This window comes from Pseudoduganella sp. HUAS MS19 (assembly GCF_053615455.1).
The window spans coordinates 4,280,879-4,304,721 of sequence record NZ_CM132133.1 but is presented as its reverse complement, the minus strand read 5'-3'; the positions used below and the strand labels follow the sequence as shown (position 1 = coordinate 4,304,721).

General features: G+C 58.4%; 23 protein-coding genes and 1 pseudogene. 15 read left to right on the top strand and 9 right to left on the bottom strand.

Annotated features, from left to right (window positions below; translation table 11 throughout):
• Window position 1: 1 nt before the first annotated feature.
• Window positions 2-5,782 (bottom strand): hemagglutinin repeat-containing protein, encoded by a 5,781-nt coding sequence (locus ACWBU6_RS19475; protein ID WP_452645048.1) that lies wholly within the window; start codon window positions 5,780-5,782, stop codon window positions 2-4.
• Between the two features lie 623 nt (window positions 5,783-6,405).
• On the bottom strand, window positions 6,406-6,771 hold the full coding sequence (locus ACWBU6_RS19470) for a hypothetical protein (RefSeq protein ID WP_452645047.1): 366 nt from the start codon (window positions 6,769-6,771) through the stop codon (window positions 6,406-6,408).
• A gap of 112 nt (window positions 6,772-6,883) precedes the next feature.
• On the opposite strand from ACWBU6_RS19470, the gene ACWBU6_RS19465 reads away from it, so the two are divergent.
• Entirely contained in the window at window positions 6,884-8,140 is a 1,257-nt protein-coding gene (locus tag ACWBU6_RS19465; protein ID WP_452645046.1) for an IS256 family transposase, read from the top strand.
• Here ACWBU6_RS19465 and ACWBU6_RS19460 read toward each other — a convergent pair.
• Together ACWBU6_RS19460 and ACWBU6_RS19455 are read right to left on the bottom strand one after the other, a co-directional pair.
• Complete coding sequence (locus ACWBU6_RS19460; protein WP_452645045.1) at window positions 8,133-9,161, bottom strand: hypothetical protein; 1,029 nt, start codon at window positions 9,159-9,161, stop codon at window positions 8,133-8,135. The genes ACWBU6_RS19465 and ACWBU6_RS19460 overlap by 8 nt on opposite strands.
• Before the next feature lie 92 nt (window positions 9,162-9,253).
• Window positions 9,254-10,627 (bottom strand): IS4 family transposase, encoded by a 1,374-nt coding sequence (locus ACWBU6_RS19455; protein ID WP_452649585.1) that lies wholly within the window; start codon window positions 10,625-10,627, stop codon window positions 9,254-9,256.
• 7 nt (window positions 10,628-10,634) lie between these two features.
• Between ACWBU6_RS19455 and ACWBU6_RS19450 the strand changes: the two genes are divergently transcribed.
• The 11 genes and pseudogenes from ACWBU6_RS19450 to ACWBU6_RS19400 all read left to right on the top strand — a co-directional run bounded on the left by ACWBU6_RS19450 (window position 10,635) and on the right by ACWBU6_RS19400 (window position 18,372).
• Window positions 10,635-10,874, top strand: coding sequence for a hypothetical protein (locus ACWBU6_RS19450; protein ID WP_452645044.1), 240 nt, complete (start codon window positions 10,635-10,637; stop codon window positions 10,872-10,874).
• The gene (locus tag ACWBU6_RS19445) at window positions 10,871-11,221 is read left to right on the top strand and encodes a hypothetical protein (RefSeq protein WP_452645043.1); all 351 of its coding nucleotides are present in this window, start codon (window positions 10,871-10,873) and stop codon (window positions 11,219-11,221) included. Before ACWBU6_RS19450 ends, ACWBU6_RS19445 begins: the two co-directional genes overlap by 4 nt.
• A 300-nt stretch (window positions 11,222-11,521) precedes the next feature.
• Window positions 11,522-11,875, top strand: a pseudogene (locus ACWBU6_RS19440) (IS4 family transposase); the annotation flags it as partial.
• A gap of 74 nt (window positions 11,876-11,949) precedes the next feature.
• Window positions 11,950-12,369 (top strand): hypothetical protein, encoded by a 420-nt coding sequence (locus ACWBU6_RS19435; protein ID WP_452645042.1) that lies wholly within the window; start codon window positions 11,950-11,952, stop codon window positions 12,367-12,369.
• A 186-nt stretch (window positions 12,370-12,555) separates the two neighbouring features.
• Window positions 12,556-12,912 carry a hemagglutinin repeat-containing protein gene (locus ACWBU6_RS19430; RefSeq protein ID WP_452645041.1) on the top strand — a complete coding sequence of 119 codons (357 nt, stop codon included), beginning with the start codon at window positions 12,556-12,558 and terminating at the stop codon, window positions 12,910-12,912.
• An 82-nt stretch (window positions 12,913-12,994) separates the two neighbouring features.
• Window positions 12,995-14,506: an IS21 family transposase gene (istA, locus tag ACWBU6_RS19425; RefSeq protein WP_452644063.1), complete on the top strand. Its 1,512-nt coding sequence runs from the start codon at window positions 12,995-12,997 to the stop codon at window positions 14,504-14,506.
• Complete coding sequence (gene istB / locus ACWBU6_RS19420; protein WP_452644064.1) at window positions 14,499-15,293, top strand: IS21-like element helper ATPase IstB; 795 nt, start codon at window positions 14,499-14,501, stop codon at window positions 15,291-15,293. Before istA ends, istB begins: the two co-directional genes overlap by 8 nt.
• 339 nt (window positions 15,294-15,632) lie before the next feature.
• A protein-coding gene (locus ACWBU6_RS19415) for an IS3 family transposase (protein ID WP_452645040.1) occupies window positions 15,633-16,792 on the top strand; the annotation gives its coding sequence in 2 pieces (ribosomal slippage) (window positions 15,633-15,891 and window positions 15,891-16,792; 1,161 coding nt in all).
• Between the two features lie 7 nt (window positions 16,793-16,799).
• The gene (locus ACWBU6_RS19410) at window positions 16,800-17,312 is read left to right on the top strand and encodes a hypothetical protein (protein WP_452645039.1); all 513 of its coding nucleotides are present in this window, start codon (window positions 16,800-16,802) and stop codon (window positions 17,310-17,312) included.
• A 147-nt stretch (window positions 17,313-17,459) separates the two neighbouring features.
• A complete protein-coding gene (locus tag ACWBU6_RS19405; RefSeq protein ID WP_452645038.1) occupies window positions 17,460-17,816 on the top strand; it encodes a hypothetical protein in 357 nt (118 codons plus the stop codon).
• Window positions 17,817-17,820: 4 nt separating this feature from the next.
• Window positions 17,821-18,372: a hypothetical protein gene (locus tag ACWBU6_RS19400; protein ID WP_452645037.1), complete on the top strand. Its 552-nt coding sequence runs from the start codon at window positions 17,821-17,823 to the stop codon at window positions 18,370-18,372.
• On the opposite strand, the gene ACWBU6_RS19395 is transcribed toward ACWBU6_RS19400, so the two are convergent.
• Both ACWBU6_RS19395 and ACWBU6_RS19390 read right to left on the bottom strand, forming a co-directional pair.
• Window positions 18,369-19,040: a CatA-like O-acetyltransferase gene (locus ACWBU6_RS19395; protein WP_452645036.1), complete on the bottom strand. Its 672-nt coding sequence runs from the start codon at window positions 19,038-19,040 to the stop codon at window positions 18,369-18,371. The genes ACWBU6_RS19400 and ACWBU6_RS19395 overlap by 4 nt on opposite strands.
• A 63-nt stretch (window positions 19,041-19,103) precedes the next feature.
• A complete protein-coding gene (locus ACWBU6_RS19390) occupies window positions 19,104-19,433 on the bottom strand; it encodes a hypothetical protein (RefSeq protein ID WP_452645035.1) in 330 nt (109 codons plus the stop codon).
• Window positions 19,434-19,496: 63 nt separating this feature from the next.
• On the opposite strand from ACWBU6_RS19390, the gene ACWBU6_RS19385 reads away from it, so the two are divergent.
• Window positions 19,497-19,874: a GFA family protein gene (locus ACWBU6_RS19385; protein ID WP_452645034.1), complete on the top strand. Its 378-nt coding sequence runs from the start codon at window positions 19,497-19,499 to the stop codon at window positions 19,872-19,874.
• On the opposite strand, the gene ACWBU6_RS19380 is transcribed toward ACWBU6_RS19385, so the two are convergent.
• Both ACWBU6_RS19380 and ACWBU6_RS19375 read right to left on the bottom strand, forming a co-directional pair.
• A complete protein-coding gene (locus ACWBU6_RS19380; RefSeq protein WP_452645033.1) occupies window positions 19,871-21,325 on the bottom strand; it encodes a DUF4832 domain-containing protein in 1,455 nt (484 codons plus the stop codon). The two genes, ACWBU6_RS19385 and ACWBU6_RS19380, sit on opposite strands and share 4 nt — an antisense overlap.
• A gap of 71 nt (window positions 21,326-21,396) precedes the next feature.
• Complete coding sequence (locus ACWBU6_RS19375; protein WP_452645032.1) at window positions 21,397-22,200, bottom strand: ferritin-like domain-containing protein; 804 nt, start codon at window positions 22,198-22,200, stop codon at window positions 21,397-21,399.
• Between the two features lie 117 nt (window positions 22,201-22,317).
• Here ACWBU6_RS19375 and ACWBU6_RS19370 point away from each other — a divergent pair, with 117 nt between their 5' ends.
• Complete coding sequence (locus tag ACWBU6_RS19370; RefSeq protein WP_452645031.1) at window positions 22,318-22,674, top strand: hypothetical protein; 357 nt, start codon at window positions 22,318-22,320, stop codon at window positions 22,672-22,674.
• Here the strand turns inward: ACWBU6_RS19370 and ACWBU6_RS19365 are convergent.
• Window positions 22,671-23,105 carry a DUF411 domain-containing protein gene (locus ACWBU6_RS19365; protein ID WP_452645030.1) on the bottom strand — a complete coding sequence of 145 codons (435 nt, stop codon included), beginning with the start codon at window positions 23,103-23,105 and terminating at the stop codon, window positions 22,671-22,673. The genes ACWBU6_RS19370 and ACWBU6_RS19365 overlap by 4 nt on opposite strands.
• Window positions 23,106-23,199: 94 nt before the next feature.
• Here ACWBU6_RS19365 and ACWBU6_RS19360 point away from each other — a divergent pair, with 94 nt between their 5' ends.
• Entirely contained in the window at window positions 23,200-23,793 is a 594-nt protein-coding gene (locus ACWBU6_RS19360) for a TetR/AcrR family transcriptional regulator (RefSeq protein ID WP_452645029.1), read from the top strand.
• Window positions 23,794-23,843 lie beyond the last annotated feature (50 nt).

The window sequence follows — 23,843 nt, the reverse complement described above, 5'->3', positions numbered from 1 at the left end:
ATCACCTCTTTACCTCTTTAATATAACCGTTATCCAAAAGCCATTGTACATTCACCCGCGATGGGAAATTTGGCAATATCTGCGTGCCGCTTCCTACTTGGCCAAATGCAGGAGCAATCTCACCCTGCATCACTGGAAGCGGCTTGGTCACCTCATAAAAGTATACTTTGGAAGCACCGGTGCCAGGAGGTAGCGCTCTGTAGTCATAAGGAGTTCCCGCTGGCGACATAAAGCTACCAGATGGCTCTCCAATGCGATCCAATTTCGTTCCTACTGGCAATGTTGTGTTAACTCTTGGCCCAGCAAATCCCAAGTCTTTAGGGTAAACCCAACCCTTCTCATCTTGATATTTCACATACTGCAACGAATCTTCGGTGGCGGCGTTCAAGGATACTCGGTCAACCGCTGTCGCTGTCGGAAGATCTGCTCTTGTGCCTGATGTAGCGGCTCCCTTATTTGCCGCCGCCGTAGCAGCTATGCCCCCTACGGCCAGCCGCTCTTCCGTCGAAGCAATAATCTTGGGACCATACTTGTACAGCAACACACCCGCACTAAACTTGATGCCATCCCATGCGGCGTTCTTGATTGGATCCCTATCACCTGGATATGTCTGCAGGTTGAACGAGTCCAATACGCGCTGGCCTTCGTTGGAGGTGTATCTGCCGAAGAGAGCCCGACTTCCGTCATTTGCTTGGTCATTGGACGTTTTCGCAATGTAACCGCCAAACGCGGCAAGGGCGCAACCAAGACCAAGCGTTTCCACACAGCTTGCAGCACCAGTAACTCCAATCGTACCACCTGCGAATGTGCCTAAAGTCCCGGCCCCGAGATTAATCACGCCACCTGCCCGTCGGAACAGCTCACCGTCGCGGGTGATCCGATCGCGAATTGCATCTAGTTTCGGGGCGTAGACGAATTCCCCGGTTTTCTCCAAGGCCGACAATTCATCCTTATAGAGTAACCCCTCCTTTTGCAGATCATCCAGTTGCTTGTAGCGGGCGTCGCTTGGGGACACGCCTTCTGCGCAATGCACCAAGGCACATGCTGCCGCATCCAGCTTGTGCTGCTCCGCAGCGGTTTTACCCTTCTTGAGAGCTGCAAGCTTTACTGTCTCGGTCAGATGCAGCTGGCGATTGTATGTATCAACAGTTCCCGCTGCTTGCCCGCCTTGAGCCGCAGCCAGAACCGAGCCTACGTCTACGCTGCCGCCAGATACGCTGCCGGCGACCGCCCCAGCGACCATGCCTCCAACGGCCGCCCCCGTTTGCTGGAACGCATTGACGAATGCTCTTTTCTCCTCGCCTTTCAAACCGAGCTTATCGGCTTCCGCATTACCGAGTTGCGCCCCAAGTTGCTGCCCCAAGTTGCCGCCTACAACACCGGCGGCACTCTCCAGTGCGCCGGATTGGCCATTTGCCAAGCCGCCTAGCATGCCTTGGGTAGCTGCATGCAGCCCCACACGGTAGATTCCGTTGTCGTCCCAATTCGCAGCAGTAGTAGCAGCTTCGTTTGCCTTAGCGCTGTACTCAGCAGCTGCAGCCGTGTCACCGCGATCTGCCGCCTGCTGGGCGAGACCGGTAAACTTGTCCGCCTCGTTCCTAGCTTCCTTTTGCAAATCGGTGCCGATGTCTCCAACCATTTTTGCGACCGTCGGGGCAATAGCATTAGCTGTGATTTGGCCACCGCCTTGCCCAGCCAGCGCACCGGTCAAGATACCAACACCTGCATTCAGCGCACGGCTGTAAATACCACCGGTGCCCCAGTCTTTCAAAGTTTGTTGGGCTTCTTCGTTTGCTTTCGCCGCAGCCAACTTCTGTTCGGCAGTGCTCTTCGGATCGTTCAGCGTCTCTTGCGCAGCCTTTTGCGCCTTCGCAGCATTACTTGCGATGTCACCTGCGAACTGCTTGCCCGTCGCAATCACGGTACCAGCGGCGGCCGACATGGCTTGCTGGTCCTTCAGAAGCTTCTGCAAATCAGGCAGCTTATCCAGCGCGGTGTTGGCTTTGCTCAAATCAGTGTTGATACCCAAGTCCTTGACGGAACTGGTCGTCACGCCGCCGATGGTGATCTTGCCGTCGGTGATGGTGGCGTAAGTAGTGGATCTGTCGCTCCCGCTCTCCACCATCGGCAATCCAGGTGCGACGTTACCATCCTTCGCCGTGCCGAATGCCTGCGTTTGCTGGCTCAGTGACATGATCTTGCCGGCGTCATCCCTGAGCAATTCGCTCTTGCCGCCGGTGCCCCCGGCCACGCTGACGTTGCTGGCCGAGTACTTCATCTTGTTCTCGATGTCGGAAGTGGTCAGCTTGTTGGTGGTCAGCTCAGAGGCCGTAGCATTGGTGCTGGCGATGGCGCCGCCCTTCAGGTCGATGGTGTCAGCTTTGACGTGATAGCCGCCCTCGCCTGCGAACAGGCCCGATTGCTGGCCGACACCTGCGTAGGTGCCACTCCCCTTTTGTTGAGAGATATTGCCGGAGGCGCTCCACGCATTACCGATCGCTACCTGAACGCGTACACCGGCATTGGTCTGCACGCTCTCGAACTGGCTGGTGTCCTGCAGGCTTTCGATCGCCAGCTTACCGCCCACGTCCGTGTTGATCGTGTTGGCGGTTGCCGTCGCGCCTTTCAGCGTCGTGTCGCCCTTGCTGCGGATATTGATCGTGTCGGCATTGAGCTGGGTATTGTTGTTGATCGTGCTGTCGTTCTTGTTGTGGCCTTTGCCGACGTTGGCAGAGGCGTAAATGTACACGCCGGTCTGTGCGCCGACCTGGAAGCCAACACCTGCCTCAACACCGGAGCTCTTGTTCTTGCCATCGCTGTGCAGCGTGCTCTGGCTGGCGTCCAGCACGATGTTTTGTGCTGCGTCCAGGCTCAGGGTCTTGCCGGCATTGAGCGTGGCGCCGGTGGCGTGGATGTCGCCTGCAATGGCCGTCAGGTTGACGTTGCGGCCGGCGTTGATTGTGCTGCCCTGCGCGGTGCTGTCATTCGCATTGCTGGAATTGCTGCTGCTGGCGAAGCCGATGCCGGCTTCGCCCTTGATCAGGATGCCGCTGCCGGGGCCACCAGCAAGGCTGCTGATCGCGCTGCCAGCCTGGTAGGCGTTGGCGGTTGCCGCCATGCCCTGCATCGCTTTCAGGCGGCCGTCGGATTTGCGCGCCGCTTCCACGTTGTTGACCAGGTCGATCAGCGGTGAACTGATGCGGGCGAAGGCGCCGATCTTCAAGTCGCTGTTTGATTCCTGGTGGCTGCCGGTGTTTTGCAGCACGGTGATGTCGATCGTTTTGGCGGTGATGTTGACGTCATTCCCGGCCAGCACGTTGCTCGATGTTTGGGTGTACTTCTCGCCTGCCGTCAGGTTCACGTCGCCCTTCAGGCTGGAAACGTTGGAGGCCACCTGGGTCACCTGGTCGCTGTTGTCCTTGTGCTTTTCGTTGTGGTAGCCCGAGAACCGCTCGGTGTCGGAAATGGCCACCTTACCGATGGCCTTGTTGTTGCTCTGGTTGGCGTTGTGGAGCGTGTCTTGCGCGCTGGTGATGGTGAGATCACGGGCGGCGTTGATCGACAGGTTACCTTCCGAGACGACGTTGGCGCCGGTCAGCGCAATGTCGCCGATTTGCGTGGCCATGGTGGTGCTGCCGCCGACCGACAGCTTGGTACCGGTCACTGTGTCGGTGCCGCCATTGCCGGTGCCATTATTGTGCAGCACGCCGATCACTTGCGTCGAACGGGTGTCGATGCTGAAGCCCGACTTCCTCGTATCTTGCGACCTGGTTTCCGTGTTGTGGGCCACGTCGAACTTGATGCTGTCCTTGGCCAGGATCAGGGCATTGCCTTCGGCGCTGATCTGGGCGCCCTGGCTGGTGATCGAACCGTCGGTGGCAAGGATGGTCAGGTCTTTGCCGGCAGTGAGGGTGCTGGTGCGGGCCTCGCTGGTGGCGTGGTTTTGGGTGCTGTTCGTGCTCTTGTTGCTGATTTGCGCGTTGACGACCGACACGGCCGCCATCCCGCCTTCTGCCGCGCCTTCTGCCTTGGCGAATTCCTTGCCGATGAAACTGCCGGACTTGGAGTTCTCGGTGCTGGACTTGTAGGCGTCATTGAAGGCTTTCACCGGGTTGACCGTGAATCCTACGCCAAAGCCGGATGACTTGCTCTGGGCGTTCACCTGGCTCACCGAGGTGTTCTGCGCCGCGGCCAAGTCGACGTTCTTGCCGATCAAGGTGAGGTTTTCCTTGGCCGCGATGTCGGAGGCAACCACTTGCAGTGTTTCGCCGGCCTTCAGCTTGACGCTGCCGTCCAGGGCGCCGATGCTGGAGGCGAGCTGGGTCACCGTCTCCTGCGCGCTTTGCGAGGAGGTACTCGACTTGCCGTAGCCAGTACTGAGATTACCCGACGAGTAGCTGACACTGAAGCCGGATTTCTTCTCTTGCCTGCTGCTCGATGTTTTGCTGGTTTCCTCGGCGCTGACGATCTTCAGGCCACCTTTGGCGTCGATGCTGAGGTCTTTTTCGGCCAGCACGGTGCTGCCTTTGATCAGGGTGTCGCCGCCGCTGGTGGCAATGACGTTGCCGCCTTTGATGGAGCTGCCGATCGCCAGCGTGGTAGCGTTGTAATCGGTGATGTCGCTGCTGCTCTTTTTGATCTTATTGCCCGATTTGCTGTGGTTCTCCATGTCGGAAAAGTGCGTTTCGGCGACGCTGCCGATATTCAGGTCCTTGCTTGCCTTCAGCGTCAGCGTGCCGCCAGCGGCAAGCGCGCTGCCTGTGACGTTCAGGTCACTGCTTTGGCTGATACCGGCGCTGACCAGCAAGTCGCCGGTGGATGCCACATGGGCGCCAACAACCGATTGGTTCTCGTGGATATCCTTACCCCAGCTCTTCCTGGTTTTATCGTCCTGCAGGCTGGTCTTGACCTCGTCCACCACAGCGTTGATATTCACGGCGCCGCCGGCCAGCAGTGTGCCGGCGCCGCTCCCCTTGGTGCCAATGGATACCTGGGTGCCGGCAAGGTTCAGATTCCCGGTGGCTGCCATCAGCAGGTCGCCGCCCACGTTGACTCGGCTAACCTGGTTGTACACGGCGCTATTATTCTCGGCATTGCCATCGATCAGGGCATGATACGTGCTGCCGGCTTTCACCGTGTCAAAGCTGATGTTGTTGCCGGCGAAAATGGAAGCGCTGGCGCCTGCGTTGATCGTGCCTGCCAGGTCGGTCAGGTTGCGGCCCGCATCCATGACCAAGCCATTGGTGGCACTGATCGTCGCCTGGTTGGAGAGCGAGGTAAAGCTGCCGCCGTTCACCTTGGACGACCACTTGCTTTCCACGGTCAGGGTTTCGTTCTTGATGTCACGGCCAGCTTGCAGGGTGACGTCGCCGCCTTTAATGGCTCCGCCGCGGTTGACGATGTCTTCGCCGGCCAGCAGTATCGTGCGTCCATTGCCGCTATCAATCACGCCACCCTGGTTCATGATTGTTTCGCTGACGTCGATCACCACGCTGGCGCCGGTGACCAATGCACCAGTTGGCTTGACCGCGTTCGCGTTAACGTGCGCCAGATAGACCTTCGGTACCAGCACGGTCTCGATGGAGCCGTCTGGAAGCTGCACCGCCTGGCTCTCCAGCCAGACGATATCGCTGGTCAGGTGGCTGACTTGCTCAGGGCTGAGGGAAATGCCTGGTCGCAGGCCAAATTCCTGCGCGAAGCTGGCGGCGCTGTTCAGCATTTGTTTGTACAGCGCGTCATCGCCCGGACCGGCGCTCGGAGCACGGCCGGTCAGCTCGGACAATTGTTCGCGTACCAGTCGCTGTTCGTAGAAGCCGTCGCCTAGGCGTTTCTGTGTGGTGGCGTGATCGACTGCCAGTTTGTCCAGCAGGTAGTCGCTGCTGGTCCACTGGTCCAGCTTTGCGAACTGCGGACGCGTCTCGAACAGGTACTCGCCTTTCGGGTCGGGATTGACAGAAACAAGCCACCTTCCGCCGCACTTTCAGCTTTCGCGAATTCTTTGCCAACGAAGCTGCCGACTCGGAGTTCTCGTTACTCGACTTTAGGCGCCGTTCCACGCAAATTACAGCAATTAAGTTCCCGGTAATTCGATGTCCCCCCGCAAGTCGGCACTAATTGACGCGCACCCCAAAAATGACAGCCAATTAGCCATCAAGATAGGGAGAATTCAGGACAGTATTATCCATCGAAAGCGTGTCTGAAAGTCACAGACCAATTCCTGGCGCAGCCGATCACATGGGTCGCGGATCAGAAATTTGGTTTCCTTAGCACCTATATAATGCCAAAATGCGCTGCGCAGTGTACTTTCAACCTAGCCATCCACGGCCCAGTAGCATTCTCGGCTAGCAGGTCAGTAATACCGAAGCACGTCGCGCTAGTTATTCCTGAAGTCACATTAATTGCAGATCACCAAGTAAATTCAGGTTCAATCCTGCAGTCAACTCCGACCGATCGGAGGGCATCTCTTACTCGCTTAACTTCGACAGCATTTCCACGAAAAATGTCGGGTTCAGCGAACTGCAGCAGCTTCCTTGCTTCCAGCAAATTGAATCCGGTCACGTGCGCAACCGCCTTTATATGAGATTGATTTTTGTAATCAGCGTTAAGTGCAAAGACATCATATTGAGTACGATCCAATTTGATTTCTGGAATGCGAGTGGTAACCACTGACCAGTCACATTTCGTACAAAATAAGCCTTGCATGCTTCCTTCATGCCTAGCAACCATCTTACCCCCGCACTTTTCACAGATCATTTGAAATTCGTCGTTCATTGGCTTTTCTCTGGTTTGAAAATTTTGAAACTACCCTGCCTGCTCAAGTCGGAGCCTGTCAGAATTTTAGTGTGAATCTGGGGTCATGAAATAATACCGAAAGGGATTGTCCATGACCGACGTAATGACCACTAAAAAACCAAAAACCAAGAAGCAGTACCCGTTTCCTGTTGAACTGATTGACCAGTTGCTGGCCCAGGTCGAGAACAAGGATGCCGAATCGATTCTCGGGGAGTCAGGCTTGGCCGGCCAGCTCAAAAAGATGCTGGCCGAGCGCATGCTGACAGCCGAATTGACCCACCACCTCGCCACCGAAGGCGACGCCAAGAACCACCGTAACGGCAAGAGCCGCAAAACCGTTTTGGCACCGGGCGGCGAGCTGGAATTGGAGATCCCACGTGACCGTCTTTCCAGCTTTGAGCCAAAGCTCGTCGGCAAGCACCAGCGCCGCATGCCGGGCTTCGATGACCACGTCATCGGCATGTATGCTCGCGGCATGACCGTGCGCGAGATTCAGGCGCATTTGTTGGAACTGTACGGCACCGAAGTGTCGCCAGACCTGATTTCGACCATCACCGACGAGGTCATGGATGAAGTGGCGCAATGGCAGCAGCGGCCGCTGGAGACGATGTACCCGATCGTCTACTTCGATGCACTGCGGCTGAAGATCCGCGATGAAGGCACCGTCAAGAACAAGGCCGTATATTTGGCGCTGGGTATCCGCGCCGATGGCCGCAAGGAAGTGCTGGGACTATGGATCGAACAAACCGAAGGCGCCAAGTTCTGGCTGAAGGTCTTCAACGAGCTGCGCAACCGTGGATTGGAAGACATTCTGATTGCGGTCGTCGATGGCCTGCGCGGCTTCCCTGAAGCGATTGAGGCCGTGTATCCGCAGGCGCAAATCCAGACCTGCATCGTGCACCTGATTCGCAACTCGATGACGCTGGCGTCCTGGAAGGATCGCAAGGAGCTTGCAGCTGCGCTCAAGCCGATCTACCAGGCAGCGAACGCTGACGCCGCAGCGGCGGCGTTAGACGCCTTTGCAGACGGCCCGTGGGGGCAGCGCTTCCCGACCGTGCCGGCGATGTGGCGGCGCCAATGGGAGCAGGTGACTCCGTTCTTCTCGTACCCACCGGAAGTACGTTCGATTATCTACACCACGAATGCCATTGAGAGCCTGCACATGCGGTTGCGGAAGATCGTGAAGAACCGTGGCCACTTCCCGAGCGACGAGGCAGCGACCAAATTGCTGTACCTGGCCTTGCGCAATATCGAAAAAGATTGGAAGATGCCGCAACGGACCTGGAAGATGGCCGCCAACCAGTTTGCCATTCTGTTTGGTGAACGCTTCACCAACGCGATTAACTAACTACGAACCGCGACCCCGGCACACAAAATTCCTGACAGGTCCTCAAGTCGGGTTGGTCAAATAGTGGAGACTTGGGGTCCACAGACAAACGTGGAGCAACTACCATCTTTCCGTTTCCATAGGCCCAGACTAAATCTGTCGGAGCCTCGATCACTTTCCCCATCTTGTTTGCCATATTCTGCGCGAATCCCGTACTACATGCACCGGTCTCGCAAGATAATAGTCGGATCGGCTGGCCGTTGTAGCCAGGGGCATTGTCGATCAGCTTGGAAGCAACACGGTGATCAACCACAATGGGGCCGTTGGCAGTCATTACTTCAATTTTGTGAGTACTCCCGTGAGCAACCACGTCAAACTTTCCGTTCGCATCAACGTCGAGTCTCTTCGACGCGTTCTTAAGAAATTGGTCCCCCTCCCCCATAAAACTTACCGGCCCAGGCACGGCATCGCCCCCACCAACCACCGACATCGCTTCGTCAGCTACCCGCTTATCTCCAAGACCGGACACTAACGAGGGGCCTTTGCTGGCGCTGCCTTTAATGGCCGCAGCAGCTTCGTACGCCAATGCCCTATCGAGCCCCATCCATAACTTGCCGAGTGCAGCAGAGAGAGCCTTGTCAGCCACTTTTCCACCGAGCAGCGTTTCTTCGATTATGTAATCCTTCTTTGCAGAACCGTTTTGCACAGCAAAGTAGTCGAGGCGCCTCTCATCACGGGCATCCCGCTGCGGAAACAGCGGATCTGGCTCTCCAGACATCACGCCTTCGGCATATTTATCTGCTCGCTCAGCCCTCGTTGCAGAGAAATAGGTGAGTTGTTTTCCATCCTCACCAATCATCGGCTTGCCCTTGTATAGCATAGGCTGGCCTTCGTACCTTGCGAGCATCTCCCGCGCCTCTTTCAGACGTTCAATGTACCCAGCAAAGTTACCCATGGCACCTTCGCTAGTTGGGCTCTGCGAAGCCCGTTGCAAGGCAATTACGTATTCAGCGTTTTTTTGATCCTGTTCATCATCAACCATCCCCTTAGCAACGCGCTCTAAGGCATCACCGTATCTAAGGGTCTCCAGGTCTTCGCAACGCTTAACTCATGCCCTTATACACAAGTCCAAAATCAGGAAGCAGGCATAGCTGCATAGCGTAATGCTTCCGCCGCCACGCGCACTTTCCGCAGTCCTTTCCAAATCGTTTGCACACCGGGCTCACCGTCGCCTTTGCGGGCAAGGAAACCGCCAAATCCGGCGATCAAACGTAGCACCTCATTCAGCGTCGGCTTTGCTGGCGGCCCAGCCTTGGAGCGCATGTATGCAGCGCGAATTTCGGCCCAGTCGAAGAAGCGACTGGCCTCCAGGTCTGGGCAGGTTCGCCCCAGCCGCATCAGGTGCGCGATGCGCCATGCCACTACCAGATACATCGCGATAGCCCGTTCCAGTTTGCCGATATGCTCCAACTGCAACGACTCGATACGGCAAGCATTCTTCAGGATGTCGAACAGCATTTCGATTTCCCAGCGGGCGCGATACCAGTCGATCAATTCCACTACCTCCGCATGGCTAGTGGCACAACGGTTGGTCAGCAAGCGCCATTCAATTGGCTTAACGCCGGCTGGCGCATCGATTTCGCGCGCCACGATGCTGGTCACGGCCAGGGGGCCATTGGCACCGTTGCGCAGATCAATCCGCTGCACCCACAATTGCTGGCGTACAGGACGGGCTTTGACGCCATGCCGCGACGCCATGGTGAATTCAATCTGCCCAACTGGCTCACTGGCGGTGGTGCGCTCCCAAAGCTTGCCGCCATCAGGCAGGCATCGGTTGTGCGCGGCGCGGATTAGCCAGTCGGCTGGCTCGCCAGCTTCTTGCGCCCGGCGCATCAAGGGTAAAAGATCGGCTTCCCGGTCCGCCAAATAAACCAGGCGCGTATCGGGGAAGTCCGCCGCCATTTCGGCAACGCGATCATAGCCCTCGATCCAACGCAGGCTTTCCTTCAAATCATTGCGCTTACCAGATGCATCTTTCTTGCTGCGAGCCCACATCCATGCATCGAGCACACCCAGCGCTTCGCGCTGCGGCGTCACCGCATAAGTCGGATGCAAATACATGCCGCGCTGCGGCTCGTAACATAACGGCCCCAGGCCCTCCGTCTCTTGTCCGTTGAAATTCAGTTCTGTCGTGTCTTGCATACAGAGAACGACCGCCTTGCCGTGCATGCGCTGCTGAGTCTGCTGCCAATGCGGCGTAAGGATGGCTTGCCAATCCACCGCTTCATTGCTCAAAAAACGGTAAGCGGCCATCGTCTCCGCCCAGCCGTGGCAGGCATCAGGAATGCTCGCCGTCGGGTCGGCTGCAAATCGCTCCATCAACGTCCTCGCTCGATTGTTGAGGCGCGCATCACCGAGATCTAATCCTGCAAATTCCGTGGTTGCCCACTGTGCTGCTGTCGTCAACGCGCCACCTAAAAGGCGAGAGTAAACGCGAAATGACGTCAGCTTACAAGTGCTGTTGCAAGTCCTTGAATGTAAACTGATTTTTCTGGCGCATGCCGGTCATGTCAGACTTGTGTATAAGGGCATGGCTTTAGAGGTGTTAAAGGATGAAGCAAAGAAGAGGGGCACTACAGCCCAAGTTTATTACGAACGGGGAAACAGTGAAAGATTTAACCAGTTGATCGAAGAATCGAAGAGAATTCTTGGTGCTGAAAACGTATTTATACTTCCTGTTAAGAAAGGAAAATGATGGCTTATCATATGTTTATACCTAAAGGTAGTTCGCTCGATGACGTGGTGTTTGATCACTATCTGGGATCGGCATACACGTTAGACCTATACTGGGAATCGGTTGGACGTAGACTTGGTCTTCCAATTATTTCGTCAATAACTGAGCGTGCTGATTCTGAAGATGGTTTTCTACTTACCGGCTCGGAGCTGCTTGACTTTAAGAAGGAATTGATCCAACTTGATCAGTTCTGGAAAAATGACGTCTCGAATGTGGGGACTCCAGAAGATTTTTCATCAAATCTAGCTAAGATGATCAGTGCATTGGATCATGCTGTCGTAAACGGATATTCTCTTTACGTTGCATAGTGGGCGGCATTTTGGGTTGGATCTCTGGTTTGGTGTCAAGGTTGTCATTTGAATCGGAATATTGCTCTGCTTAAAAGTCCAGAACAGAGATTGTGGTGGAGCGAGCGGATATTTTAAGGAAGGCACGGTTCATTTCATAAAGTATAAGTGAAGCTAAGTTTTTAACTGTAACATACGTGGCAACGCTTTCGCCGAAGCGCTGTTCCGTACCGCGAAGTACCGCCCGGAATTCCCCTCCGGTGGCTTCAAAGCTTCTGCAAAACGCCGGTCTCTCACCTTTTGCTGCAGATTTAGAATGCTTGCCGTATCGAGTCGTTGCAGTTGGATATCGGCAAACTGGAACGGGCTATCGCGATGTATCTGGTAGTGGCATGGCGCATCGCGCACCTGATGCGGCTGGGGCGAACCTGCCCTGACCTGGAGGCCAGTCGCTTCTTCGACTGGGCCGAAATTCGCGCTGCATACATGCGCTCCAAGGCTGGGCCGCTAGCAAAGCCGACGCTGAATGAGGTACTACGTTTGATCGCCGGATTTGGCGGTTTCCTTGCCCGCAAAGGCGACGGTGGGCCCGGTGTGCAAACGATTTGGAAAGGACTGCGGAAAGTGCGCGTGGCGGCGGAAGTATTACGCTATGCAGCTATGCCTGCTTCCTGATTTTGGACTTGTGTATAAGGGCATGACGTAGAGAAGGTGTACGACTTTGCACTTGGAAGATGGGTGGTTAAACAATGAAAAATCAATTGGACGCGCACATGGCTGACTTTGAGAAGCTCTGCTTAAAGATTCAGCTGGCGGAAGATCAATATAGTAAAAACACTGAGGCGCTTTATGGAGAATTGCTTGATTTCCTGAAACGTAAGGGGACCGATCAGAAGCTTTATGCTGGTGTACTAATTGACGCGGTACGCCATGTGAGAAATGCGCGTAGAGAAGGTCGAGGAATTCTTTCTATAGATGCGATTGCATTTTGCATGCACGAGCTGCGGTGGAGCGAAGTACTGGAAGTAGCTATTTCGGAGCATCGGGAATACTTTGTTCCACGTAAGGACGCAGCGTTAGTTAGACTGATTGATGCATTTGATGATAATTGGTCGGAGGCGAGCGACTATTCGAGGTTTTCGGCTGGAGGTGATTGTCGTAATCCATAGTTGCTCGGGAAAGTCGGCCTTGCCAAATGTGAGCCTCTCCTGCTCAGTTGTCCAAAATAGCAATTTATGTCGGTTGGGGCTGTCGTTTTTGCTGGCGGAGGTACTCGAAGGTGGCGGCCGAGCGCCATGCACATTCGGTTTGTTTGGCAGTTTCGCGCCGGTTTGCTGGAGGTGTGAACAAATTTCTTGGCGGGCTTCACAGTCAACCCGCTGGCTGCGTTCAAGGACGCCTACAAGGAGGATACCAAGAACACCAAGAACGGCAGCTTCATTGGCCGTGAAATTGGCAAGGCCGAGGGTGCGGCCGACGGCGCCCGGGCCGCGCTGACGGTTGCCACCTTGCAGTTCGGCTCTCACGGCAAGAACAGCACGGAGAATCACGCCAGCAGTGAAGCGCGTACCAGTACCCTCACTGCCGGCAAGGACCTGACCATCATCGCCACCGACGGCTCGATCACCAGTCAGGGCACGCAGATGAGCGCCGACGGCAATGCCTTGCTGCTGGCGAAATGTTGCCGCCGACCGAAAATTGACCCACTTTGAGGGCTGATGCCGACTGAAAATTGACCCAGGTGTTCTACTACTCCCGCCTATTTTTTGGGCAGGAGATAATAAGGTGATCACCATGGAAATGTTAGGTAAAGTTCGACGGATGTACCTGCGCGACAAGCTGTCGCTGCACGAGATCGCGAAGCGCACGGGCCTGTCCCGCAACACGCTGCGCAAATGGCTACGCAAGCCGGAAGACGCGCCACCGCCGCGCTATCGGCGAGAATCGGCACCCACCAAGCTGAGCGAGTTCCACGCCACACTGGAGCAGGCGCTCAAAGCTGACACCCACCGCAACAAGCAGAACCGGCGTACCGGGAAAGCGCTGTTCGCCCAACTCAGGGCCGAAGGCTACGTCGGCAGTTACAGCCGGGTTACCGACTTCATCCGGGAATGGCGTGGCCGCGAAGGCAAGGCGGCAGAGGCTTTCGTCCCGCTCAGCTTCGAGCTGGGCGAAGCGTTTCAGTTCGACTGGAGCGAGGAAGGCATGGTGGTCGGCGGCATCTACCGGCGTCTGCAGGTGTCGCACATGAAGCTGTGCGCCAGCCGCGCCTTCTGGCTGGTGGCCTACCCCAGTCAGGGACACGAGATGCTCTTCGACGCCCACACCCGCTCGTTCACAGCGCTGGGCGGCGTGGCCCGGCGCGGCATCTACGACAACATGAAGACGGCGGTCGACAAGGTCCAGAAAGGCAAGGGCCGCGTGGTCAACACGCGCTTCACCGTCATGTGCGCGCACTACCTGTTTGAGCCCGATTTCTGCAACGTGGCCTCAGGCTGGGAAAAGGGCGTAGTGGAGAAGAACGTGCAGGATAGCCGGCGCCGGATCTGGATCGAAGCCCAAGACCGCCAGTTCGCTTCCCTCGCTGAATTGAACGCTTGGCTCGGAGAGCGCTGCCGGACGCTGTGGGGAGAATTGCAGCACCCGGAGTACGAGGCGCTGAGCGTGGCCGACATGCTGGAACAGGAGCAGGCCCACCTGATGCCCATGCCCACGCCGTTCGACGGCTACGTGGAAAAGGCGGCGCGGGTGTCGTCCACCTGCCTGGTCACCGTGCACCGCAACCGTTATTCAGTGCCGTGCGAGCTGGCCGGGCAGATGGTGAGCACAAGGCTGTACCCGACCCGCGTGTGCGTGGTGGCCGGCGATGCGCTGGTCGCCACCCATGAACGCATCGTCGATCGCAAGCAGGTGTGCTACGACTGGCAGCACTACATCCCGCTAGTGCAGCGCAAGCCCGGTGCGTTGCGCAACGGCGCCCCCTTTGCCGACATGCCCGCGCCGCTGCAGCGGCTGCGGCAAGGCTTGCTGCGCCACGCCGGCGGCGACCGGCTCATGGCGCAGGTGCTGGCGGCCGTGCCCGGCGCCGGCCTGCCGGCAGTGCTGGTGGCGGTGGAGCTGGTGATCGAGTCCGGCGTGCTCAGTGTCGAGCACGTCGAGAATGTGCTGGCCCGCCTGAGTGCCGCCCCGCCGCCGGCACATGCCGAGACCAGCCTGGTATTGAAGGAGGCGCCGGTAGCCAACACCAGCCGCTATGACAGCCTGCGCGAGACGGCTGGCAGCAGCGCGGAGGTGAACCATGCGTGACCTGATCAAGGAATTGAAGGGCCTGCGCCTGCACGGCATGGCCGACGCTTGGACCGATCTGGTGGCGCAAGGAGAGCACGCCGTGTCGTCGTCCAAATGGCTGATTGAGCACCTGCTGCGCGCCGAGCACACGGACCGCGCCATGCGTTCGGTGAACCATCAGATGAACGCCGCCAAATTCCCCGTGCACCGCGACTTGGCCGGCTTCGACTTCGCGGCATCCAGGGTCGATGAGGCCCTGGTGCGGCAACTGGCCACGCTGGCCTTCACCGATACGGCGCAGAACGCAGTGTTCATCGGTGGCCCCGGCACCGGCAAGACGCATTTGGCGACGGCCATCGCGGTGGCGGGCATTGCCTCAATGGGCAAGCGGGTGCGCTTCTACTCGACGGTCGATCTGGTCAATGCGTTGGAGCGCGAGAAGCGGGAAGGCAAGGCCGGTCGGCTGACACAGTCGTTGATGCGGATCGACCTGGTCATCCTCGACGAACTGGGGTATCTGCCGTTCAGCCAGGCCGGCGGCGCGCTGCTGTTCCACCTGCTCTCGAAGCTGTACGAACATACCAGCGTGGCCATCACGACGAATCTGAGCTTTGCTGAATGGTCCGCCGTGTTCGGCGACGCTAAGATGACCACGGCGCTGCTAGACCGGCTGACGCACCACTGCCACATCGTGGAGACTGGCAACGACTCCTACCGCTTCCAGCACAGCAGTATGGCGGCCAAGGGGCGGATCAAGGCGCGGGAGCAAAAACAGAAGGCCGGGAAGGCGGACTTTCCGGTGTAGCTTTGAAGACAGGATGTATAACGATATAAATCGTTTACTCCGTTAATTAACTATTGAACTGACTAAGGGGGGATTCACGGCGGGCTGCGCCCACCGCGAATCCCCCCTGTCTTTGGTACACTTATCCACAGACGCCGGCTCCCAAAGCAGCGTCCCGCCCTGGGTCAAAATTCAATCGGCAGGGTGGGTCAAAATTCAGTCGGCGCCAACACATGTAAGCTCTTACAGCTTCCGAAGGCATCTGTCTTCCCGCTCAAGTCAAGGATCATATGAGGTAGGCTGAGATTTTCGGACACTCTTGTTTGGTAAACTTCACCAACAGGAGCACTTTTGAAATCAATGAAGAAAGCATATACCCCCGAGTTACGCGACGAGACCGTCAAGCTGGTTCTTGCGCAGGGACTGACCATCGAGCAGGCAGCCGAGCGCGCCCATGTCCCCAAAGGAACCCTTGCCAGCTGGGTTGCGGCAGCACGGCGTGGTACGGATGCTGTAGCGCCTGGCAGTCGCACCGTGGCCGAACTGGAAGCCGAAAACGCCAAGCTTCGCAGGGAACTGGCCGCCGCAAAACAGGAGCGAGATATCGTAAAAAAAGCGGCAGCGTATTTTGCGCAGGAGTCGCTGCCAAATACGCGTGGATGAAATCGGTGCGACTCGAATTTCCAACAGCTGCGCTTTGCCGCGCCCTTGGTGTTTCGCGCAGCGGGTACTACAACTGGCAGAAGGCAGCCCCCAGCGCGCGTGCGCGCCAGGACGAACATCTGAAGCTCTTGATCACTGCCGTTCACCGTCAAAGCCGGGAAACGTATGGCTCGCCAAGGGTCAAGACCGAGCTGGCGGCGCAAGGCCACGAGGTTGGTCGTGATCGTATCCGTCGGCTGCGCCAGGAGCTCAATCTTCGCTGCAAACAAAAGCGCAAGTTCAAGGCGACCACCAACTCGAATCACGACCTGCCGGTGGCGCCGAACCTGCTGAGCCAAAAGTTCGCACCCACCAGGCCCGGCGAGGTCTGGGTGACTGATATCACCTATGTGCCGACAGCGGAAGGATGGCTTTACCTTGCTGGCATCAAGGATGTCTTCACCTGTGAAATCGTGGGTTACGCGATGGATGCGCGTATGACGCAGGAGCTGACGGCGCAAGCCCTGTGGCGGGCTGTGGCAAACAAGCGGCCGGCACCGGGTCTGATTCACCATTCAGACCGGGGGAGTCAATACTGCGCTTCGTCGTATCGTTCCCTGGTGGCGCAATTCGGCATGCTCGCCTCCATGTCGAGAAGGGGCAACTGCTACGACAACGCGCCGATGGAGAGCTTCTGGGGCAGCTTGAAAAACGAGCTTGTTCATCATCGCCGCTATGCCACGCGTGCCGAGGCGCGAGCTTCGATTCAGGAATACATTGAAATGTTCTACAACCGGCAGCGGCGTCATTCCCGCATCGGTTTTGTTCCGCCAGCGTTGTTCGCTGAATCTTTCAACGAAACCCCGCAGGCGGCATAAAGAGAGAGTGTCCACTATTGACAGTACACCTCATTGGAACGATGGCAGCGTGACGTCTTCGAGCGGCGATTATCCCCTGGGTGGCGCCACCGGCAGCTCGTATCACTACGTAGTCTTCAACAAACTGGCATCGATGCCGATCAACGGTTCGCTGACTTGCGATGCCGGTAAATTCACTAAGCCGACTTACGCCGGCGGTGGATCAGTTGTTCTTAGTTCTGCAAACTTCGTAGGCACGTCGACCGGCACGGCAGCAGTTACGGTTGATGGAAACGGCGCCCATGTTTCCCTGGGTATCACTACCACTGGCAACGGCCTTACTGCGACCGCGAATTTGCAGGGTACCGTCAAAACTGTGGATAGTACGTATTTCTCCGGCACCGTGGGTGGTCTTGGCACTGGTGGCATGGTGACCATCGGTGACGCTGGTAATGGTGCGATCTTCGTCGTTGCGAGCTATAGCGTTGCGCTGGGCAACAGCAATGTGTTCCGCGGCGTTGCTACGTTCACCTGCCGTTAATCAGGGGATCGCTATTAAGCGCCGTTCCGCGCTCGCGCGGACGGCGCTTTTTTCTTATGCTTCAAGCGTGCGCCATCAAATAAAATTATTTGATAAGTGAAATTCTGAGAGTTTCTAAGGCCCCCTTGGCGGTTACTATACCGCCCCATGCGCCAGGTCTTTGTCACAAACTGTGAGCTCGAATATGAAGATGCGTGGGATCGTTTGTCCCGCGCAGGCATTCCGGTATTCGAGCCTTCCAAACCGTCGAAAGAGGGACGGGTTCTTTGCATCTGGCTCGCACACCAATATCACGACGCGGTCGAACTGTTGCACAACCCCCTGCACATCGTTGCCACTGCAGTGACGGATGAAGAGTTCGCGCGCATCCAGGCTGCTGCGGATTTACGCATGGCGCGTACCCGCGACCACGCGTGGGAGCAATCGCTCAACCGCCTTGTCGCATGCGCTTCGCTGCTGCTGTTAAGTGGGCTGGTCTACATCACCCTCCCCAACGTACTGTGAGCCGATGACGGAGCTTTTCTCGGTCATTCGCATGGCCTATGCCGCCACGTTCGCCGATGCAGTCGCTTCCTCCGCGCATGCGCATGCGGAGGCGGTACTGCGCCGTGAAGACGGTAGTCTTGCGGTCGATGGCGAGTATGGCTTACCGATGCGGGCCGACTTGGTCCCAAGGCGCGGTACGCAAGCAGGCAAGCTGCTTTCGGTCGATTCGCACACGCGCATGCAATTCAGCGTGCATACTTTGCCGATTCCTCCCGCCATTGTCTATGTCGCTCCCTTTGTGTGGGATGCCGTGGTCTTGCGGGTCGGCGGCCTCGTTCCTGAGCAGGTGGGTGCGGTGCTTGCCCCGTGGTTCATGGACTGGTTCGATCCTGAGGATACCAACCAGAAGAACGCAGAAGGGCTGTTTGGCGTGGTGCATTTCGCGAGCGATCCGCAGCCGGATGGTGCAATGGTCGCGGTTGAACTGGACCTCGGATCGGCGCCGGTGCAAGCCCTGGAAGACCTGCTCGCGCGCCTGGCCGATGCGGGAGCGCGCGACATCCGCCTGGCCTAAGCCTGCATCATTGCCGTCAGCTCGGCGGCCACCTGTTCGGCGAACAGGTGAATATGGTAGCCGTCGACGAAGCCATGGTGCACCTGCACTGAGAACGGCAACTCAAGGCGTCCCGTGCCTGCGTCCCTGAATTTACCCCACGCGAACGATGGAATATCCGGCTGCGCCAGTACGGCGGTAGGGTGCTGGATCGAGGTGAAATTCAGCCAGGGAATGCAGGTAACGAATACCTGCTCCTTCGCTTCGCGCGGCGTCATGCTGCGGTACTGACGATTCAGCGCTTCCATATTCGAGGCTTCCTCGCGTGCTGCCAGTCCGCGCGCCACGAACTCGCGCAAATCGTCCGTCCATTCAAACTGGGCGAAATTCAGGTCGTTATGCTGGTTTTTGACGGTGAAGGAGGGCGTCAGGCGGTCGATGCGAATCACTTTGCCGTCCAGGATGCGATAGCGGAAATTCTCCACTTTCAGCACGGAGCGCAGCACGGCGCACAGCATCACATGGAAAGGCGGCAAGCCCTGGGCTTTGCACCAGGGCCTGAAATCCGGGAGTTCCAGCACGAAGGTCAGGTTCAGGGCGGGGCTGTCCATGCTGTCGAACAGCTCGAAACGGTCGAGGCGGCGCTGCAGGGAGTTGTTAACGGTTTCTGTGGAAAAGTCTGTTAACAAGGAATCTCTCCGTGTGCTAAAGCCATGATTCTAATCGGAATTATTCGACTGCTCAAATTTCAATCAACTCATCCGGCCAAACGTCAGGAAGATCCACGCGGCGGCAATCACCACCATGCCAGCCACGGTCACGCACGACCAGGTGAAGAAGTACGCCGACAACACGGTGGCCTGCAGGGCGCGCTCGAACAGGCAGCCCAGCCCAAAGTCGAAGGTGGCCATGACGGTCCAGCGTCGGAAATAGATCGGGAGGTAGCGGCTCATGTACTTGTTGTGCTGCAGGGCCGCGTGGCGTTCGATCACATTGCGCGCCGCGCTTACATCCTTGAACAGCCAGTCGAAGAAGATGAAGCGGTAGAGCAGGGTGCGGAAAGGCATGGCTTCGGTCGTCATGTGCGTCTCCTTTGGGGGCCTGGTTATATTATCATTGCCGGCATTCCTGCAAGGGAGATGAACATGACCGAATATCTGCGAGGCGGCTGCCTGTGTGGCGGCGTCGAATACAAGGCTGAAAAGAGCTCGGTGAGCGGTGCGAGCCACTGCTATTGCACCATGTGCCAGAAGCAGCATGGGGCGGCATCGGGCACGTATGCCAATGTCGCCAGCGCCGGCTTCAGTTTCGAGAAGGGCGCCGACCTGGTGGCGGAGTTCCATTCGTCGGAACATGGCCGGCGCGGTTTCTGCAAGGTTTGCGGCTCGACACTGACCTGGCGCAGCACGCAATCACCGGACCGCATCGCCATCACGCTTGGCACTATGGAGCCTGAGTATGATGGTCCTGTGCAGGAGGAATTGCACACGGACACCAAGCCCCACTGGTTGCCGACCGCCTAGCGCCGGCGCAGTGTTGCCACCGCAAGCGTGCCGTCGGCGGCGCGTTGGCTGATAGTCCATTTCAACGGCGCACGCGGGGATGCGCTGGTATCACGCGCGGCCAGGCGCAGGATGTAGTCGCCGGTCGGCAGTGCGGGCAGCGTCCAGCTATCCTGGTAGCTGGCGCTGGCTCCGCCTCCCGCCAGAGACTTCAGGTTGGCGGATGTCAGCCCTGTCCAGACCACCAGGCCTGATGAGTTCACCAGCTCCGCCTTGACTCGCCAGGTCTCGTAAGCCGGTGCGCTGCCGTCGTTGCGCAGCATGGTGGTCAGCGTCAGTGCACCGCTTGATGTGAGGTTGACGGTACTGCTGGCGACCACATAACGGTAGCCTGACTCGCGCGCCAGCATCAGCAAGTCATTTTGTTCCGCCGGGGTCAGTGCCGCCCAGCGTTCCGCATCCGGGCGGCTGGTCTCGAAATTGCCGTTGCTGAACAGCGTGATATGGAAGGCGGCCGCCTGCTGGCGTGCCGTCGCTGGATTGTTCTGCGGGTCGCCGCTGGTGAAAGGGCAAAACTCGGAGACGAATGGCGCCTTCTGCCACTGGGCGGCAAAGGGTGCCCATTCCGCAAGCCGGTTGGTCCATTGGTCGAAGTAGCCGTAGCGGCTCAGGCAGTCGGCGCGCAAACCCACCGGCTTGCTGGTGATGGCTTGTTCCAGCAGGCCGTACACCAGCGCATCCTTGTTCGAAAAGGGGATGAACATCACGTGCTGCTGATTGGGAAATGCGTCGAAATGCATCTTCGCGAATTCGCGCTTGCTGGCGTTGGTCGCCGGTGTAATGCCGGCCGGCGGGCTGGCATATGCGCTGGATCGCAGCGCCCACTCGCCGTACTGTCCGTACATGCCGACATCGATCCATGCGATGTCGGCATTGTCCGGTCCCAGCGCGGCGGCCAGGGCGGAGAGCAAGGCGCGCGAGCGCTGCTGCAGCCAGGGATCGTTCCAGTCGGGGATGAAAGTCTGGCCCGGCACGGTCGTATCGGTGTCGGCCCAGAAGCCGCAGCCTGCCTGGCAGTTGGCGTTATTGACGATATAGCCAGGCGCGTAGAGCAAGTTGTCGTCGTAACCGGCCATCATGCGCACGCGGAAAGCGAACTTGCGGCCCTGGCTCCTGGCTGCGGCAAGGTCGTTCAGGATGGCGCTGAAGTTGTACTGGCCCTCGGCCGCTTCCAGGTCTTTCCAGTAGTAGCGGCGGTAGGCATCTTTCGCCGGCGCCGATTGCGGAATTAACTCCTGATTCTGCCAGCGGTAATAGCCGCGCAGGGGATTGATGGTGTCGTCGCTGGCGACGGGAAGTGCGGTGTAGGTGCGGCTGGCATTCAAGGCGGTCCAGCTTTTTGGGCCGGCAATCGCTGGAGCGGTGCCGGCCGCCAGCAGGGCCGTTACGATGAGGTAGTTCAGGCGCGGCATAGGGCTTCCCCCCCCCGGTATGTGGACGTCGGGGAAATTTAGCGCGCCTGCAGCGTGGCGGCAATACTTACTTAATGTAGTAAGGCACGCAGCTCGTCTTCGCTGAACCCGGCTTTGCGGCGCGCCTCCATATTGAAAGGACCGCGTACCGTGGCCTTGTATTGCACCACGAGATCGTCGTAAGTCGCCACCGGGTCCAGTCCGCGCAAGCCGCACAGGTGCCAGTACCAGCGATTGCCGATTTCCACGTGGCCGATTTCGTCGCGCAAGATGATGTCGAGAATGGCTGCAGCTGCTTCATCGCCGGCCTGCGCCAGTTTGGCGCGCAGTGGCGGGATCGCATCGAGGCCTCGCGCTTCCAGCGTGCGCGGCACCAAGGCCATGCGCGCCATCGCGTCGCCGGTGGTTTTCTCCACCATCTCCCACAAGCTGCCGTGCGCGCTGTAGTCGCCGTAGGCGCAGCCGAGCGTAATGAGGTGGGCCGACAGCAGCGAGAAGTGGTATGCCTCCTCCTTTGCCACGCGCAGCCAGTCGGCATAGAACTGTTCCGGCATGCCAGGGAAGCGCCACATCGCATCCAGCGCCAGGTTGACCGCGTTGAACTCGATGTGCGCGAGTGCGTGCACCAGCATGGCGCGGCCTTCCACCGTGGCCATGGACCTTCGTCCGACCAGGCGCGGCGCCACCAGTTCCGGGCGGGCAGGGCGACCCGGGATTGGGGCCGCCGGAGCCGCCAGTATTGACTCGGCATCCAGCATGAGCCCCCCGTCGGCCCAGGCCTCGGCCATGGCAGCGACGGCGGTCAGCTTGGCGGCGGGGTCGGGTTCGACCAGGCATTGCAGCGCAAGGCGGCGGAGTTCAGGCTTTGCTTCCATTTATTGCATTGATTTCCACGCAGGGGCCAACAGTATAGTGCCTTCATCGTTGCCTGCGCTGCCTGCTGCGTGTGCCAGCGCACCGAGCGGGCCAGGTGGCGGGCGGAGAATGCCTGCATGGATACCCAGACAATACTATTTGTTGCGTGTGTGCTGTTCGGTGTCGCCGCCGCCGGCGGCATCGTCATGGCGCTGATCCGCTTAAGCAAAAAGGAAAATCCACCGCACTGGATCGCAATGCTGCACGGTTTCATCGCCGCTGCCGGCGTGACCCTGCTGGCTTACGTGACGATTTTCTCGCACGTGCCGGACCTGGCTCACATTGGCTTGCTGGCTCTATTGCTGGCCGCGATTGGCGGAGTGTGGATGAATCTCGGCCGCCACCAGCAAGGCGTACTGATTCCGAACGCCGTCATGATCGGCCACGCACTGGTAGCTGTTGCCGGCGTGGCCATGCTGCTGCTCGCACTCTAGTTGTAGTGCTGGTAGACCTTGGACGAGCCATCTGGCAGCACCAGCAGCACATCGTAAGCGTCCTTGCGTGGACCTTCCATGCCCGGCGAGCCAAGCGGCATGGCCGGAACGGCCAGTCCCTTCGCCTTCGGCTTGCTTGCCAGCAGGCGCTTGACCTCGGCTGCCGGCACGTGGCCCTCGATTGCATAGCCATCCACCACAGCGGTGTGGCAGGAGCCGAAGCGGTCCGGAATGCCCATCTTCTCGCGCATGTCCGAAGGGTTGGCGACGTTATGCGCCTCCACCTTGAAGCCGTTATCACGCAGGTGTTTGACCCACGCTTCGCAGCAGCCGCAGGTCGCGCTCTTGTAGACGTTGATGACGGGCGCGGCGGCCATTGCCAGCGCCGGCATGGCCAGCATCGCGGCCAGGAGTGTTTTTCGGATCTTCATCTGCGCATGGTGCCACGTCTCCCTCCGGGAAGGGAATGACCTGGCTCAAAAATACATGTAGACGACTGGTCTAATTCGGGATAGACTGTTCCGCATGACTTCCTCCAACTACGCCGACGTCCGCCAAGGCATCATCGATGCAGCCATGCCGCTGTTCATGCATAAGGGCTTTAACGGTGTCGGGCTGACTGAACTTTTGGGCGCCGCCAGGGTGCCGAAAGGCTCGTTCTACCATTACTTCGGCTCCAAGGAAGCCTTCGGCGCGGCTGTCATTGACAGCTATTTCGAGCGTACCCTGGCGCGGATCGACGATTTGCTGGGGCAGGGCGCTACGGGGCGCGAGGGCTTGCTGAATTATTTTGAAGACTGGCGCGAATGCCAGTTGGGCGAATCCAGCCAGTGCCTGGCCGTCAAGCTGGGTGCCGAGGTGAGCGACCTGTCGGACGTCTTGCGCGCGGCGCTGCATCGCGGCGTCAGCGGCATCACTTCGCGGCTGGGACATTGCATCGAACGCGGCATTGTGGACGGCTCGCTGCCGCAAGGCCTGGATGCGAAGGTGCTGGCTGTGGCGCTTTACCAGAGCTGGGTGGGCGCAAGCCTGCTCGCCAAGATCAACCATGACCGCGCGCCGCTGGATACGGCGATGGCGGGCACGCAGCAAGTATTGAACCACACGCAGCAAACTTGAATCGGGCGGGATGCCGGGATGGCCTCCTGCTTTTTTCTTCCCAAGGACTA